Genomic DNA, 14405 nt, shown 5'->3' with positions numbered 1-14405 from the left:
GGACCCCTCGAGTTTCGGGGTGATTTATCCGAAACTCGAGAAATCCGTCAACGCAGCGAAGCGGGACGGCAGTCCTGTGCCCGCCTCAGGCCTTGCGCTCGACCACGAAGCGGGCGACGGCGCGCAGCGCGTCGGCGCGGTCGCCGAAGATGTCGAGGTGGCGGCAGGCCTGGTCGGCCAGCATCCGGGCCTGGGACTCGGCCCGTTCGAGGCCGAGGATCGAGACGAAGGTCGCCTTGCCCGCGGCCTGGTCCTTGCCCGGGGTCTTGCCGATCTCCTCGGCCCGGCCGCGGACGTCGAGCAGGTCGTCGGCGATCTGGAAGGCCAAGCCCATGTCATGGGCATAGGCCTGCAGCGCGCCGCGCCGCGAATCCTCGACCTTGCCGAGGATCGCCCCGGCCTCGCAGGAGAACTCGAACAGCGCGCCGGTCTTCAGCCGCTGCAGCCGGGTGATGGAGCCGATCTCGGTCAGCGGCGTCTGCTCCGCTTGCATGTCAAGCGCCTGGCCGCCGACCATGCCGGCGGCGCCGGCAGCGCGGGCGAGGGCGGAGACGAGAGCGATGCGGACCTTCGGGTCGGCATGGGTCTCGGCGTCGGCCAGCACCTCGAAGGCCTGGGTCAGCAGGGCGTCGCCGGCCAGGATCGCGGTGGCCTCGTCGAAGGCCTTGTGTGTGGTCGGCTTGCCGCGGCGCAGATCGTCATTGTCCATCGCCGGCAGGTCGTCATGGACCAGCGAGTAGCAATGGATCATCTCCACCGCCGCGCCGACGCGGAGGGCGCAGCTCTCGGCGACGCCGAAGAGCCGCGAGGACGACACCACCAGGAACGGGCGCAGCCGCTTGCCGCCGCCCAGCGAGGCATAGCGGATGGCCTCGGCCAGCGGCGGCTCGCCCGGCTGGGGCTTGGGCAGGAGGCGGTCCAGGACGCGCTCGACCTGCGCGCCCGTCTCGGCCATGGCTTTGCTCAGATCAATCGACAAGACACGGCCTCAATCGAAAGTCGCGGGTTTGGCAGTGACGGCGCCGTCGGCGGCGCGCGAGATCATCTCGACCCGCGCCTGCGCCTCGCGCAGCTTCGCCTCGCAATGGGCGCGAAGCAAGGCGCCGCGTTCATAGGCCGATATGTTGTCGTCGAGCTTGCCCTGCCCCGCCTCGAGCTGGCGCACGATCGTCTCCAGCTCGGCGAGGGCGTCCTCGAAGCTCAGGGCAGCGATGTCGGCAGGGATGGGTCGGTCGGCCATGGGCTGTCCGTTCATGTTCGGGCGGCGACAATAGGCGCGGCGGAAGAAAGAGGCAATGTCGGCCGGGCGGGCTCAACCGTTGGCGGCGAGCACCCGGCCGGCGAGGTACAGCGAGCCGCAGATCAGCACCCGGCCGGGCGGGTCGCCGGGCCGGGCCGCGGCGGCGACCGCGGCCTCGACATCGTCGGCTGCGGCCACGTCGGTCAGGCCGACGGCGCGGGCGTGGTCGGCCACAGCCTCGGCCGGCAGGCTGGCCTCCTCCCCCGGGATCCGCACGGTGCGGATCGACCGGACGAACGGCGCCAGCGGCCGCAGGAACTCCCGCGGCTGCTTGCTTTCCAGCATGCCGCAGACGAGGTGCAGCGGCCGCGGGTCGAGCCCGCCGAGCCATTGCCCCAGCACCTCGCCGGCGCTGTCGTTGTGGCCGCCGTCGAGCCACAGCTCCCAGCCCGGCGGCAGCAGGGCGGGCAGCGGGCCGCGGGTCAGGCACTGCAGCCGCGCCGGCCATTCGACCGAGGCCAGGCCGCGGCGCACCGCCTCCTCCGGGATGTCGAAGCCGGCCAGCAGGTCGCGCAGGCGGATCGCGGTGGCGGCGTTCTCGAACTGATGCGCACCGGGCAGCGCCGGGCGCGGATAGTGCCGATCGCCCGCTTCGGTGCGCAGGACGAAGCCGTCCCCTGCAGGCGCCACGGACCAGTCGCGGCCGGCGAGGTGCAGCGCCGCCCCGGCCGATGCGATCTCCCGGGTCAGCACGGCCACAGCCGTCTCGTCGCGCTGCGGCGCCACCACCATCGGCACGCCGGGCTTGGCGATCGCCGCCTTCTCCGCCGCGATCGCTTCGATCGTGTCGCCGAGGAACTGCATGTGATCCATGGAGATGCGGGTCACCGCGGTCGCCGCGGGGCGCGGCACCACATTGGTGCTGTCGTAGCGCCCGCCCAGGCCGACCTCGAGCAGCAGGGCGTCGGCCGGCACCTCGGCGAAGGCCAGGAAGGCGGCGGCCGTGGTCGCCTCGAAGAAGGTGACTGGCTGGCCGGCATTGGCGGTCTCGACCCGCTCCAGCAGGTCGACCAGCGCGCCGCTCTCGATCAGCGATCCGGCCAGGCGGATGCGCTCGTGGAAGCGCACCAGATGGGGCGAGGTGTAGGCATGGACTCGATAGCCCGCCTGCTCCAGGAACGCCCGCAGGAAGGCGGTGGTCGAGCCCTTGCCGTTGGTGCCGCCGATGTGAACCACCGGCGGCAGGCGCAGCTGCGGATCGCCCAACGCCGCCAGCAGCCGTTCGGTGCGGCCGAGCGACAGGTCGATCCGCTTCGGGTGCAGATGGGTCAGCCGGTCGAGCGCGGCCTCGACCGCGGCCGCCCGGGCCTGATCCGTCTGCGCCTCAGGCACGATAGGCGGGCTCGCCCTCGATCGCGGCCGCGGCGGCGATGTCGGCCGGATCCACCACGATGTCGGCCGTGGCCGGGCGGAGGCCGCCGGTCAGATGGCCGAGGGTGCGGATCAACGTGTCGCGCAGCTCCTTGCGGGTCACCACCACGTCGACCATGCCGTGGTCGAGCAGATATTCGGCGCGCTGGAAGCCTTCCGGCAGGGTCTCGCGGATCGTCTCCTCGATCACCCGGGCGCCGGCGAAGCCGATCTGCGAACCGCGCTCGGCGATGTGGATGTCGCCGACCATGGCGAAGGAGGCGGTGACGCCGCCCGTGGTCGGGTCGGTCAGCACCACGATATAGGGCAGGCCTGCTTCCTTGACCTGCTCGACCGCGATGATCGAGCGCGGCATCTGCATCAGCGACAGGATGCCTTCCTGCATCCGGGCGCCGCCCGAGGCCGGCACCACCACCAGTGGCGCGTGCTGCATGACCGCCAGCTTGGCGGCGGCGACCAGCCCCTCGCCCACCGCCATGCCCATGGAGCCGCCCATGAAGCTGAAGTCGAAGGCCGCGATCACGGTGTCGCGGCCGCCCATCTTGCCGTGGGCGACGACGATGGCGTCACCGGCGCCGGTCTTGGCCTGCGCCTTCTTCAGCCGGTCGGTGTAGCGCTCGGTGTCGCGGAACTTGAGCGGGTCCACTGCGGGCTTCGGCAGCTCGATCGTCTCGTACTTGCCGTCGTCGAACAGCATGGCCAGGCGCTTGGCGGGGGCCAGGCGCATGTGGTGGCCGCAATGCTGGCAGACATGGAGGTTGGCCTCCAGGTCGCGATGGAACAGCATCGCCTCGCAATTCGGGCACTTCGTCCACAGATTGTCCGGCGTCTCCGGCCGGGACGAGACGAGGGCCCGGATCTTCGGGCGGATGTAGTTGGTCAGCCAGTTCATGGCGTGGTTCTCCGCCTTTCGGCCGGGAAGGTCAAGATGAGGGCGTACCTTGAGCGTAAGGATACATCGCCTTATATGTAAGGCTACAAAGCCTTACAGGGCCTCTACCAATGATGACACTACTCACCGTCACTGCGAAGGGCCAGGTGACCTTGCGCAAAGAGCTGCTCCAGCATCTCGGCGTCGCGCCTGGGGACAAGATCGCCGTCGACCTGCTGCCGGACGGCCGAGCCGAGGTCCGGTCGGCGAAGGCATCGGGCACCATTGAGGATTTTTTCGGCTGCCTCGCCGAGCCTGGGACCCCCAAGCTGTCGATCGAGGAAATCGGTGAAATCGCCGCTGCAGGATGGGCCGGCGAAAAGTGAAGATCATCGCCGACACCAACCTGCTGGTCCGAGCCGCGGTGCAGGACGATCCGGAGCAGACCTTGCTGGCGGAAACGACACTCCGCGATGCCGACAGCATCGCTATCCCCCTGCCGACATTGTGCGAATTCGTCTGGGTATTGATGCGCGGTTATAAGAAGACACCGAGCCAGACCGCCACAGCAATGCGCCGGTTGTTGAGCAGCGCTACCGTGGCGGTCGACAGGCCAGCCGCCGATGCGGGTCTCGCCATCCTCGAGGCCGGCGGCGATTTCGCCGACGGCGTCATTGCCTTCGAGGGCCGCCGCCTGGGCGGCGAGGTGTTCGTCACTTTCGACCGCAAGGCAGCATCGCTGATCGACGCGGCCGGCACGAAGACCCAGCTCCTATCCAAAACCTGACCTGACGCCACTGACGGCGAGCGGCGCTCAGCGCGCCCCGCGCACGCCCTCCGCCAGGCGCCGGACCAGGGCCAGCGGCGATTCGACCGTGGCGGCGGTCGGCCGGCCGTCGGCGTGCAGCGAGTGCCGGATCTCCTCGACGATGGCGGAGCCGACCACGGCGGCGTCGGCGATTCGGGCGATCGCGGCCGCGGCCTCCGGCGTGCGGATGCCGAAGCCCACGGCCACCGGCAGGTCGGTGTGGCGCCGCAGCCGGTCGACCGCGGGCTGCACCACCGCCGCATCGGCCGCGGCCGCGCCGGTAATGCCGGTGACCGAGACGTAGTAGATGAAGCCCGAGGTGTTCGCCAGCACGGCCGGCAACCGGGCGTCGTCGGTGGTCGGCGTCGCCAGGCGGATGAAGTCGATCCCCGCCGCCAGCGCCGGCAGGCACAACTCGGCATCCTCCTCCGGCGGCAGGTCGACCACGATCAGCCCGTCCACCCCAGCGTCCTTGGCGTCGGCCAGGAAGCGCTCGACCCCATAGGAGTAGATCGGGTTGTAGTAGCCCATCAGCACCACCGGCGTTGTCTCGTCGCCGGCGCGGAAGCGGCGGACCAGGTCGAGCGTCTTCGCCAGCGTCATGCCGGCGGCGAGCGCCCGCAGGCCGGCCGCCTGGATCGCCGGGCCGTCCGCCATCGGATCGGTGAAGGGCATGCCGATCTCGATCAGATCGGCACCGGCCTTGGGCAGGCCTTCGAGGATCCTGAGGCTCGTCTCCGGGTCCGGGTCGCCGGCGGTGACGAAGGTGACCAGGGCGGCCCGGTTCTGCGCCTTGAGATCGGCGAAGCGCGCGGCGATGCGGGTCATCAGATCTGCACTCCGAGCGCGTCGGCGACGGTGAAGATGTCCTTGTCGCCGCGGCCGCTGAGGCACATGACGAGCAGGTTGTCCTTCGGCAGGTCGGGCGCGATCTTCATCACATGCGCCAGCGCATGCGCCGATTCGAGCGCCGGGATGATGCCTTCGAGCCTGGCGCAGAGCTGAAACGCCTCCAGCGCCTCCTTGTCGGTCACCGCGGAGTACTGCACCCGGCCGACATCGTGCAACCAAGCGTGCTCCGGCCCGATGCCGGGATAGTCGAGGCCGGCGGAGATCGAATGCGCCTCCTCGATCTGGCCGTCCTCGGTCTGCAGCAGATAGGTGCGGTTGCCGTGCAGCACGCCGGGCCGGCCGCCGGTCAGCGATGCCGCGTGCTGGCCGGTCTCGACCCCGTGGCCCGCCGCCTCGACGCCGTGGATCGCCACCTCCGGCATGTCGAGGAACGGGTGGAAGAGGCCGATGGCGTTGGACCCGCCGCCGACCGCCGCCACCAGCGTGTCCGGCATGCGGCCCTCGGCCTGCATGATCTGCTCGCGCACCTCGTTGCCGATCACCGACTGGAAGTCGCGGACCAGGAGCGGGTACGGGTGCGGGCCGGCCACGGTGCCGATGATGTAGAAGGTGTCGTCGACATTGGTGACCCAGTCGCGCAGCGCCTCGTTCATTGCGTCCTTGAGCGTGCGGCTGCCGGAGATGACGGGCTTCACCTCGGCGCCCAGCAGCTTCATTCGGAACACGTTCGGCTTCTGCCGTTCGATGTCGACCTCGCCCATGTAGATGGTGCAGGGCAGGCCGAACAGGGCACAGACGGTGGCGGTGGCGACGCCGTGCTGGCCGGCGCCGGTCTCGGCGATGATCCGGGTCTTGCCCATGCGCCGGGCCAGCAGCACCTGGCCCATGCAGTTGTTGATCTTGTGCGCGCCGGTGTGGTTCAGCTCCTCGCGCTTGAAGTAGACGCGGGCGCCGCCGAGATGCTCGGTGATCCGCTCGGCGAGGTAGAGCGGGCTGGGCCGGCCGACGTAATGCGTCAGGTAGTAGCGCAGCTCGCTGTTGAACTCGGCGTCCTTGCGGGTCGCGGCATATGCCTTTTCGACCTCGAGGATCAGCGGCATCAGCGTCTCGGCGACGAAGCGGCCGCCATAGAGGCCGAAACGGCCGTTCTCGTCCGGGCCCGAACGGTAGCTGTTCAGGCGTGGCTGGAAGGGTGCGGTCTCGGTCACGCGGCGTCGGCTCCCGGGCGCGGATCGTGGCAGGAATGGGAAGAGGCCGTGACCTTACCGGCGACCGCGGCCTGCGCCAAACATTTGTGGCGAATGCCCGGCGCGCACGCATTCCAGACCCGCGGTGGGCGCAGGGCGGGCGGCTGCGTCCGGGTCCGCTGGTCTCAAGCCGTCATGCGAGGAGCGAAGCGACGAAGCAATCCAGGGGCCGGCGCAAATGGCCCTGGATTGCTTCGCTGCGCTCGCAATGACGATGGTGTGACGGCGACGATGGTGCGACGGCGTCTCGAGCTACTGCCCGACCGCCCGCACGGCGGCGAGGAAGCGCTCCACCCGCTCCGGCGTCTTGTGGCCGGGGCGCTCCTCGATGCTGGAGGAAACGTCGACCGTGACGGCGCCGGTGCGGGCGACGGCCTCGGCGACATTGGCCTCGGTCAGGCCGCCGGCCAGCATCCAGGGCTTCGACCAGGTCCGGCCGGACAGGATCGACCAGTCGAAGGCCAGGCCGTTGCCGCCGGGCAGAGAGGCGACGCCCTTCGGCGGCTTGGCGTCGAACAACAGCCAGTCGGTCACCGCCTCGTAGGCCGCGACCGCCGCCAGATCCTCGACCGTCGCGATCTTGACCGCCTTCATCACCGGCATCGCCCAGCGGCCGCGGATCTCGGCCACCCGTTCCGGCGTCTCGGACCCGTGCAGCTGGATCATGTCGAGCGGCACCCGGCCGAGCACGGAGCCGAGCTCGTCCTCGGTCGGGTCGACGAACAGGCCGACGCTGCGCAGCCCGGTGGGCACCATGCGCGCCAGCTCGGCGCCGAGATCCGGCGCCACCGAGCGCGGGCTGGGCGGGTAGAAGTTGAAGCCGATCCAGCGGGCCCCGTGCTTCGCCGCAGCCTCCAGCACCTCGGGCGTGCGGATGCCGCAGATCTTGGTCTCGATCGTCATGGCACAGGAGTCTGGGGAGCCGCCCCCCCAGCATCAAGCGCCAGGCCGAGATCCGCGGCAATCGCGCGCGCCGCGGCGGCCGGGTCGGCGGCGGCGGTGATCGGCCGGCCGATGACGAGATGGGTGGCCCCGGCCTCCATCGCCTCCTTCGGCGTCATCACCCGCTTCTGGTCGCCGACATCCGACCCGGCCGGGCGGATGCCGGGGACCATCAGCACCGAGTCCGGCTTCAGCACCCGGCGCAGCCGCGCGATCTCCCGCGGCGAGCAGATGACGCCGTCGAGGCCGCTCGATTCGGCCAGCCGGGCCAGGCGCTCGACCTGGGCCGAAACCTCCATCCCCTGCCCCACCGCCTCGAGATCGGCGACGTCGAGGCTGGTCAGCACGGTGACACCGAGCAGCTTCGGCCGGGGAACACCCAGCTTCTCCGCCTCGCTCCCCGCGGCCTCGGCCGCAGCCTGCATCATCGCCCGGCCGCCGGAGGCGTGGATGGTGATGTAGGTCGGGGACAGCGGCACCACCGAGCGGATGGCGCCGGCCACGGTGTTCGGGATGTCGTGCAGCTTGATATCGAGGAACAGCGGCACGCCGGTGGGCCGCGCGGCCCGAACCCCCTCCGGCCCCGCCGCCATGAAGAATTCGAGGCCGAGCTTGATGCCGCCGACCGCGCCCGCGACCAGGCCGGTCAGCCGCTTCGCCTCGTCCAGGGTCGGCGCGTCGATGGCGACGTAGACAGGATTCGTGGTCATGCTCGCACTCCCTCCGCCGGCAGGTGCCCGGCCGCCCAGGATCTCAGCTCGTCGGCGGCACGCCGGCCGAGCACGCCGTCGGCCACCGCCCGGCCGATCAGCGCCCCGAACTTGAAGCCGTGGCCCGAGCAGGGGCTGACCAGCCAGGCCCGGCCGCGCCGCTCCAGCACGAAGCGGCTGTCCGCGGTGAAGATATAGCGGCAGGTGCGGGCTTCGAGAATGCGGTAGTGGTCGAGGTCGTGCAGCACCGGCCGGTAGCGCTCGCGGAACGCCTCCGCCTCCCCCGCCGCGGCGGCGTGGTCGGATTCGGGATCGGCCCGCCGCTTCCAGGCGCCGACGCCGATCTTCAGCCGGGTGCCGCCGACCGGCGGGATCGCCCAATGGTCGTCCGGAAAGCCGCAATCGATGATGCCCGGCGCCGCGGCCCAGGCGGCGGCGTGCTCCGCCGGCGGGTCGAGATAGACCACGAGCTGACGGTAAGGGGTGAGGCGCCCGGCCAGGTCCGGGAACAACCCACCGACCCAGGCGCCGGCTGTGACCACCACCGAATCGGCCTGCAGCACCTCGCCCGAGGCCAAGGTGACGGTGCCGGCATCGGCATCGACCGATCGGACCGGCGCTTCGGGCCGCAGCGCCACCCCGGCGGCGCGGCAGAGCCCGGCCAGGGTGGAGACGATCCGGTCGGCGAACAGCACGCCGCCCTCGGGCATGAACAGACCCCAGCGGATGCCGTCCGGGATCAGGAAGGGGAAGCGGCGCGCCAGCTCTTCCGGCGGCAGCAGCTCATAGGCGGCGCCGAGCGAGTCGAGCGGGGCGCGGCAGCCATCGGCCCAGTCGCCCTCGGCCCGGCTGAAGGCGATCGAGCCGCAATTCTCGTAGTGGCGCACGCCGGCGGCGGCCCAGACCTCGTCCCAGGCGGCGTAGGCGTCGAGCGCCATGCGGGTGTAGCCGGGCGAGCCGGGGTAGAGGGCGCGGATCAGCCGGTGGCTGTCCCAGGAAGCGGCCAGCGGGTTCGGGATCGGCCCCTGCTCCAGCACCGTCACGGCCTCTCCGGCCCGGGCGAGATGCCAGGCGGCGGCGAGCCCCATCACCCCGGCGCCGACGACGATGCTGGTCATGTGTGACGGTCCCCGCGTTCGAGCGAATGCACGCCCCTATTTCACTGTCATGCCCGGGCTTGACCCGGGCATCCAGAGACTGTCGACACCCTCTGGACTGCCGGGTCAAGCCCGGCAATGACAGAAAGAGAGGCTCGCTAAGCTCCCTGCCGTTCCAGGGTCTCGACCGCCAGGCGGGCGGCGGCGAGGTCCTCCAGCGCGGTGCCGACCGACTTGAACAGCGTGATCTCCTCCGGCGCGCGGCGGCCCGGCGCGGTGCCGCGCGTCAGGTCGTGCAGGTCGGCCAGGATCGCATCCTCGCCGATCACCCCGGCCCGGATCGGCTGCAGCAGGTCGCCGGCCTCGGCCAGGGCGCCGGCGCGGGTGTCGACGAAGATCCGGGCACGATGCACCGCCTCGTCGTCGCTTTCGCGCATTGCCGGCAGATAGGCGCCGGCGAGGTCGAGATGGGTGCCGGGCTTCAGCCAAGCGCCGCGCACGATCGGCTCGCGCGACTGGGTGGCGCAGGAGACGAGGTCGGCGTCGCGGATTGCGGCTTCCAGATCCGTCGCGGCGCGGACCGGCAGGCCCTCCGCCGCCAACCGCCCGGCCAGCTCCGCCGCCTGTTCCGGCCGCCGGGCCCAGATGGCGATATCGGTCAGCGGGCGGACCGCGGCATGGGCGCGGATGAAATGCGGCGCCAGCGCGCCGGCCCCGACCATCACCATGCGCGACGCGTCCGGCCGGGCGAGGTAGTCGGCGGCCAGGGCCGAGGCCGCGGCGGTGCGGCGGTTGGTCAGGGTCGGCCCGTCCATGATCGCCCGCGGCACGCCGGTGGCGCCGTCGAGCAGCAGGTAGGAGCCGACGATGAAGGGCAGGTCCTTGGCCGGATTGCCCGGCATCAGCGACACCAGCTTGATGCCGATCGCCTGCTCCCGCTCCCAGGCCGGCATGATCAGCAGCGTCGCGTCGCCGGCCGCCGTCGGCACGGTGTGGTGATGGCGCAGCGGCGCCTCCACATCGCGGCGGAAGGCCTGGCGCAGCGCCTCGATCAGGGCGCGCGTGTCGATCGCCCGGTCGAGGGCGGCAGCGTCGATGGCAAGCATGATGATGTCTTCAGCGGGACTGGCCGGCGGCAGGCAGGGCCGGGCGCGCCGGCTCGCCGTTGCGGTTGGCGGTGGCCGGGACGCCGGGGCGCTGCCGCGCCTTCAGCCCTTCCAGGTCCTTCTGGGTCGCGGCCAGCCTGGTCTCCAGCCGGCGCATGCGCAGGCCGGTGGCGAAGCGGCCGAACCAGACGACCAGGCCGCCGATCAGGACCCCGGCCAGGAGCGGCAGCAGCGCCACCAGATAGAGCGGCGCCTCGGTCTGGAACGGCAGCGGCCAGAGGCCGAGCGTCACCGCCTCGCGGTTGCTGATCGCGAAGGACAGCAAGAGGAGGGCGAAGGGGATGGTGACGATCCAGGCGATGTAGCGCACGCGCGATCCCTCGTGGTGGCCGGGCGGCGGGGCCCGTCAGTCATCGGTGTTCAGCCGCTCGCGCAGCTGCTTGCCGGTCTTGAAGAATGGCACCAGCTTCTCCGCCACGTCGACCGCCACGCCGGTGCGCGGGTTGCGCCCGGTCCGGGCGTCGCGGCGCTTCACCGAGAAGGCGCCGAAGCCGCGCAGCTCGACCCGCTGGCCTTCCGCCAGCGCCTGGGTGATGCGGTCGAAGATGGTGGTGACGATGCGTTCGACGTCACGCTGGTAGAGGTGCGGATTGCGCTCGGCAAGCCGCATGATCAGTTCGGACTTGGTCATGTCTCCCGAATCCCTGTCCGCCGCCTTGTTGTCGACACGGGTGGCCGCGTCGCCTCGCTCGAGTTTGGCGGCAGCCGGATGGTGCCAGCACGGTCGCGCGAGCGCAAGGACAAGTGCTTCTGGACAAAGGGATTTCCGGCGCAGACGGTCATTCTGCCGGGCGCATCTCCGGGGCCGTGCCGCGACGGCCGCGGACCACCAGCAGGGTCGCGACCAGGCCGCACAGCGCGGCGAAGGACACCCACAGGCCCGGCATCGCCGAATTGCCGGTGGCGTGGATCAGCCAGGTGCAGACCGCCGGGGTGAAGCCGCCGAAGGTCGCGGTCGCCAGGCTGTAGGCCAGGGAGAAGCCGCTGGTGCGCACATCCTCCGGCATGATCTCCGTCAGGAACGGGATCATCGCGCCGTTGTAGCTGCCATAGAGGAAGGACAGCCACAGCTCGACCTCCAGCAGCCGTCCGAAGGACGGGGCGGAGACCAGCCACAGCATGGCCGGATAGGCGGTGACCAGCATCAGCACGGTGCAGGCGACCAGGATCGGGGTGCGGCCGATGCGGTCGGACAGCGCGCCCGAGAGCGGCAGCCAGATCAGATTGGTGATGCCGACGCACAGCGTCACCGCCAGGCTGTCGATGCTGGCCAGGTGCAGCGCCTGGTTGCCGAAGGTCGGGGTGTAGGCGGTGATCAGATAGAAGCTGACCGTGGTCATCGTCACCAGCATCATGCCCAGCAGGACGACGCCCCAGTTGTCGGCCAGGGAGCGCAGGATCTGCCCCACGCTCGGCCGCCGGTGCGCCCGGGCCTGGAAGGCCTCGGTCTCCTGCAGCGAGCGGCGCAGCAGGAAGATCAGCGGCACGATCAGGCAGCCGACCAGGAGCGGCACCCGCCAGCCCCACAGGGCGACCTCTTCCGGCGGCAGCAGCGTGCTGAGGAGCACGCCAAGGAGGGCCGCGACCACCACCGCGACCTGCTGGCTGCCGGACTGCCAGGCCGTGTAGAAGCCCTTGTGTCCCGGCGTCGCGATCTCGGCCAGATAGACCGAGACGCCGCCGAGCTCGACCCCGGCCGAGAAGCCCTGCAGCAGCCGGCCGACCACCACCAGCACCGGCGCCAGCAGGCCGATCGTCTCATAGCCCGGCATCAGGCCGATGGTCAGGGTGCCGACCGCCATCAGCCCGAGCGTCAGCAGCAGGCCGGCGCGGCGGCCATGCCGGTCGATATAGGCGCCGAGCACCAGGGCGCCCAGCGGCCGCATCAGGAACCCCGCCCCGAAGGTGGCGAGCGACAGCATCAGCGAGAGGAAGTCGCTGCCGGTCGGGAAGAACGTCTTGGCGATGAACGCGGCGTAGTAGCCGTAGACCATGAAGTCGTACATCTCCAGGAAGTTGCCGCTGGAGACGCGGAGGACGGCCATGGCCTTCGATCGGGGAGTCGCGGCTGCGGTCATGGATGGGCCTTTCTGAATCGGAACCGGCGCACTCTCTCCCCGCCCCGTCCCTCGACCAACCGAGCCGGCTTGTCAATGCCGAGATGGCGGGGACCGGGAGTGCCCAAAAGAAAAGGCCCGCCTCCTTGCGGAGGCGGGCCCGGCCGAGGCCGTGGGGCCTTGGCTTACTTCTCTTCGCCCGAGCTCTCGCGCGCCTTGCGCAGCGCGGCGCCGAGGATGTCGCCGAGCGAGGCGCCGGAGTCGGACGAGCCGTACTCCGCCATCGCCTGCTTCTCCTCGTCGACTTCCTTGGCCTTGATCGAGAGCTGCACCTTGCGGGCGGCGCGGTCGACCTGCATCACCTTGGCGTCGACCTTGTCGCCGACGGCGAAGCGGTCCGGGCGCTGCTCCGACCGGTCGCGCGACAGGTCGGACTTGCGGATGAAGCCGACCAGGCCGTCGCCGACCGAGACCTCGACACCGCCGTCGTTCACTTCCGTGACCGTGCCGGTGACGATCTCACCCTTGCGCAGGCCGCCGCCGGCGGTGGCCTTCTCGAAGGTGTCCTCGGTGAGCTGCTTCATGCCGAGGCTGATGCGCTCCTTCTCGACGTCGACGTCGAGGACCTTGACCTTGACCTGGTCGCCCTTCTTGAAGTCCTGGATCGCCTCTTCGCCCGGGCGGTCCCAGGCGATGTCGGAGAGGTGGACCATGCCGTCGATCTCGCCCGGCAGGCCGACGAACAGACCGAATTCGGTGATGTTCTTGACCTCGCCCTCGAGCTCGGTGCCGGCCGGGTACTTCTCGGCGAACACCTCCCACGGGTTCGGCAGGCACTGCTTCAGACCGAGGCTGATGCGGCGCTTCACCGGATCGACATCGAGCACCATCACCTCGACCTCCTGGGAGGTGGAGACGATCTTGCCCGGATGGACGTTCTTCTTGGTCCAGCTCATCTCCGAGACATGGACTAGGCCTTCGATGCCCGGCTCCAGCTCGACGAAGGCGCCGTAGTCGGTGATGTTGGTCACGCGGCCCCGGAAGCGGGCACCCGCCGGGTACTTGGCGACCACGCCCTCCCACGGATCGGCCTCGAGCTGCTTCATGCCGAGGCTGATGCGCTGGGTCTCCGGGTTGAAGCGGACGACCTGGACCTTGACGGCCTGGCCGATCTGCAGCGCCTCGGACGGGTGGTTGATGCGGCGCCACGCGATGTCGGTGACGTGCAGCAGGCCGTCGACGCCGCCGAGATCGACGAAGGCGCCGTAGTCGGTGATGTTCTTGACCACGCCCTCGAGGACCTGGCCTTCCTTGAGGTTGGCGACCAGCTCGGAGCGGGCCTCGGCGCGGCTCTCCTCGAGCACGGCGCGGCGCGAGACCACGATGTTGCCGCGCGAGCGGTCCATCTTGAGGATCTGGAACGGCTGCGGCGTGCCCATCAGCGGGCTGATGTCGCGCACCGGCCGGATGTCGACCTGGCTGCCCGGCAGGAAGGCGACGGCGCCGTTCAGGTCGACGGTGAAGCCGCCCTTGACCTTGCCGAAGATCACGCCGGTGACACGCAGCTGATCGGTGAACGACTTCTCGAGCGCGGTCCAGGCCTCCTCACGCTTGGCCTTCTCGCGGGACAGGACGGCCTCGCCGTTCTTGTCCTCCATGCGCTCGATGAACACCTCGACGGTGTCGCCCGCGGCGAGCGTGGCGGGCTGGCCCGGGACGGCGAATTCCTTGAGCGCCACGCGCCCCTCGGACTTCAGCCCCACATCGATCAGCACCATGTCGTTGTCGATCGAGACCACCCGACCCTTGACGACGGTACCCTCGAAGCTCTCGGACTGGCCGAGCGACTCCTCGAGAAGGGCGGCGAAGCTTTCCTTCTCGGTCGATTTGACGGCGGCGGAACTTGTAGCCATGAAAACTCCCGTTAGAGACAAACCGGCCGCCGCGCCGGCGGGTCGTCCCGCCTGGGAGAGCGCGATGGCCG

16 protein-coding genes are annotated in these 14405 nt (G+C 70.4%); 2 read left to right on the top strand and 14 right to left on the bottom strand.

Translation table 11 applies throughout. From position 1 onward, the window contains the following. Positions 1–85: 85 nt before the first annotated feature. The 4 genes from G537_RS0122025 to accD all read right to left on the bottom strand — a co-directional run bounded on the left by G537_RS0122025 (position 86) and on the right by accD (position 3563). Positions 86–955 (bottom strand): polyprenyl synthetase family protein, encoded by an 870-nt coding sequence (locus tag G537_RS0122025; RefSeq protein WP_051248847.1) that lies wholly within the window; start codon positions 953–955, stop codon positions 86–88. 33 nt (positions 956–988) lie between these two features. After that, positions 989–1240 carry an exodeoxyribonuclease VII small subunit gene (locus G537_RS0122020; RefSeq protein WP_026871958.1) on the bottom strand — a complete coding sequence of 84 codons (252 nt, stop codon included), beginning with the start codon at positions 1238–1240 and terminating at the stop codon, positions 989–991. A gap of 72 nt (positions 1241–1312) precedes the next feature. Then, entirely contained in the window at positions 1313–2632 is a 1320-nt protein-coding gene (locus G537_RS0122015) for a bifunctional folylpolyglutamate synthase/dihydrofolate synthase (protein WP_026871957.1), read from the bottom strand. Next, positions 2625–3563, bottom strand: a complete 939-nt coding sequence (accD, locus tag G537_RS39255) for an acetyl-CoA carboxylase, carboxyltransferase subunit beta (RefSeq protein ID WP_034852611.1) — start codon at positions 3561–3563, stop codon at positions 2625–2627. The genes G537_RS0122015 and accD overlap by 8 nt, the downstream gene beginning before the upstream one ends. A 146-nt stretch (positions 3564–3709) precedes the next feature. On the opposite strand from accD, the gene G537_RS0122005 reads away from it, so the two are divergent. Continuing rightward, positions 3710–3928 (top strand): AbrB/MazE/SpoVT family DNA-binding domain-containing protein, encoded by a 219-nt coding sequence (locus G537_RS0122005; RefSeq protein WP_245579077.1) that lies wholly within the window; start codon positions 3710–3712, stop codon positions 3926–3928. Next, positions 3925–4329: a type II toxin-antitoxin system VapC family toxin gene (locus tag G537_RS0122000; protein ID WP_026871955.1), complete on the top strand. Its 405-nt coding sequence runs from the start codon at positions 3925–3927 to the stop codon at positions 4327–4329. Before G537_RS0122005 ends, G537_RS0122000 begins: the two co-directional genes overlap by 4 nt. Before the next feature lie 27 nt (positions 4330–4356). On the opposite strand, the gene trpA is transcribed toward G537_RS0122000, so the two are convergent. The 10 genes from trpA to rpsA all read right to left on the bottom strand — a co-directional run bounded on the left by trpA (position 4357) and on the right by rpsA (position 14334). Further along, complete coding sequence (trpA, locus tag G537_RS0121995; RefSeq protein WP_211230465.1) at positions 4357–5178, bottom strand: tryptophan synthase subunit alpha; 822 nt, start codon at positions 5176–5178, stop codon at positions 4357–4359. Then, positions 5178–6410, bottom strand: coding sequence for a tryptophan synthase subunit beta (trpB, locus tag G537_RS0121990; RefSeq protein ID WP_026871953.1), 1233 nt, complete (start codon positions 6408–6410; stop codon positions 5178–5180). The genes trpA and trpB overlap by 1 nt, the downstream gene beginning before the upstream one ends. Before the next feature lie 291 nt (positions 6411–6701). Then, positions 6702–7352: a phosphoribosylanthranilate isomerase gene (locus G537_RS0121985; protein ID WP_026871952.1), complete on the bottom strand. Its 651-nt coding sequence runs from the start codon at positions 7350–7352 to the stop codon at positions 6702–6704. Next, positions 7349–8101, bottom strand: coding sequence for an orotidine-5'-phosphate decarboxylase (gene pyrF / locus G537_RS39250; RefSeq protein WP_034852609.1), 753 nt, complete (start codon positions 8099–8101; stop codon positions 7349–7351). The genes G537_RS0121985 and pyrF overlap by 4 nt, the downstream gene beginning before the upstream one ends. After that, positions 8098–9219 carry an NAD(P)/FAD-dependent oxidoreductase gene (locus G537_RS39245; RefSeq protein WP_034852607.1) on the bottom strand — a complete coding sequence of 374 codons (1122 nt, stop codon included), beginning with the start codon at positions 9217–9219 and terminating at the stop codon, positions 8098–8100. Before G537_RS39245 ends, pyrF begins: the two co-directional genes overlap by 4 nt. A 137-nt stretch (positions 9220–9356) precedes the next feature. Beyond that, a complete protein-coding gene (gene lhpI / locus G537_RS0121970; RefSeq protein ID WP_026871951.1) occupies positions 9357–10304 on the bottom strand; it encodes a bifunctional Delta(1)-pyrroline-2-carboxylate/Delta(1)-piperideine-2-carboxylate reductase in 948 nt (315 codons plus the stop codon). Positions 10305–10314: 10 nt separating this feature from the next. After that, positions 10315–10674 carry a lipopolysaccharide assembly protein LapA domain-containing protein gene (locus G537_RS39240; RefSeq protein WP_034852605.1) on the bottom strand — a complete coding sequence of 120 codons (360 nt, stop codon included), beginning with the start codon at positions 10672–10674 and terminating at the stop codon, positions 10315–10317. A 36-nt stretch (positions 10675–10710) separates the two neighbouring features. After that, a complete protein-coding gene (gene ihfB, locus G537_RS0121960) occupies positions 10711–10995 on the bottom strand; it encodes an integration host factor subunit beta (protein ID WP_026871950.1) in 285 nt (94 codons plus the stop codon). A 148-nt stretch (positions 10996–11143) separates the two neighbouring features. Continuing rightward, positions 11144–12409, bottom strand: a complete 1266-nt coding sequence (tcuC, locus tag G537_RS0121955; protein ID WP_245579076.1) for an MFS transporter — start codon at positions 12407–12409, stop codon at positions 11144–11146. A gap of 197 nt (positions 12410–12606) precedes the next feature. Continuing rightward, positions 12607–14334 carry a 30S ribosomal protein S1 gene (gene rpsA, locus G537_RS0121950; RefSeq protein ID WP_026871948.1) on the bottom strand — a complete coding sequence of 576 codons (1728 nt, stop codon included), beginning with the start codon at positions 14332–14334 and terminating at the stop codon, positions 12607–12609. Between the last annotated feature and the right edge of the window lie 71 nt (positions 14335–14405).

It is taken from the genome of Inquilinus limosus DSM 16000 (genome assembly GCF_000423185.1).
In the GTDB taxonomy this organism is placed as follows: domain Bacteria; phylum Pseudomonadota; class Alphaproteobacteria; order DSM-16000; family Inquilinaceae; genus Inquilinus; species Inquilinus limosus.
The sequence above is the reverse complement of the archived record's forward strand: the minus strand, read 5'-3'. Positions and strand labels throughout refer to the sequence as shown.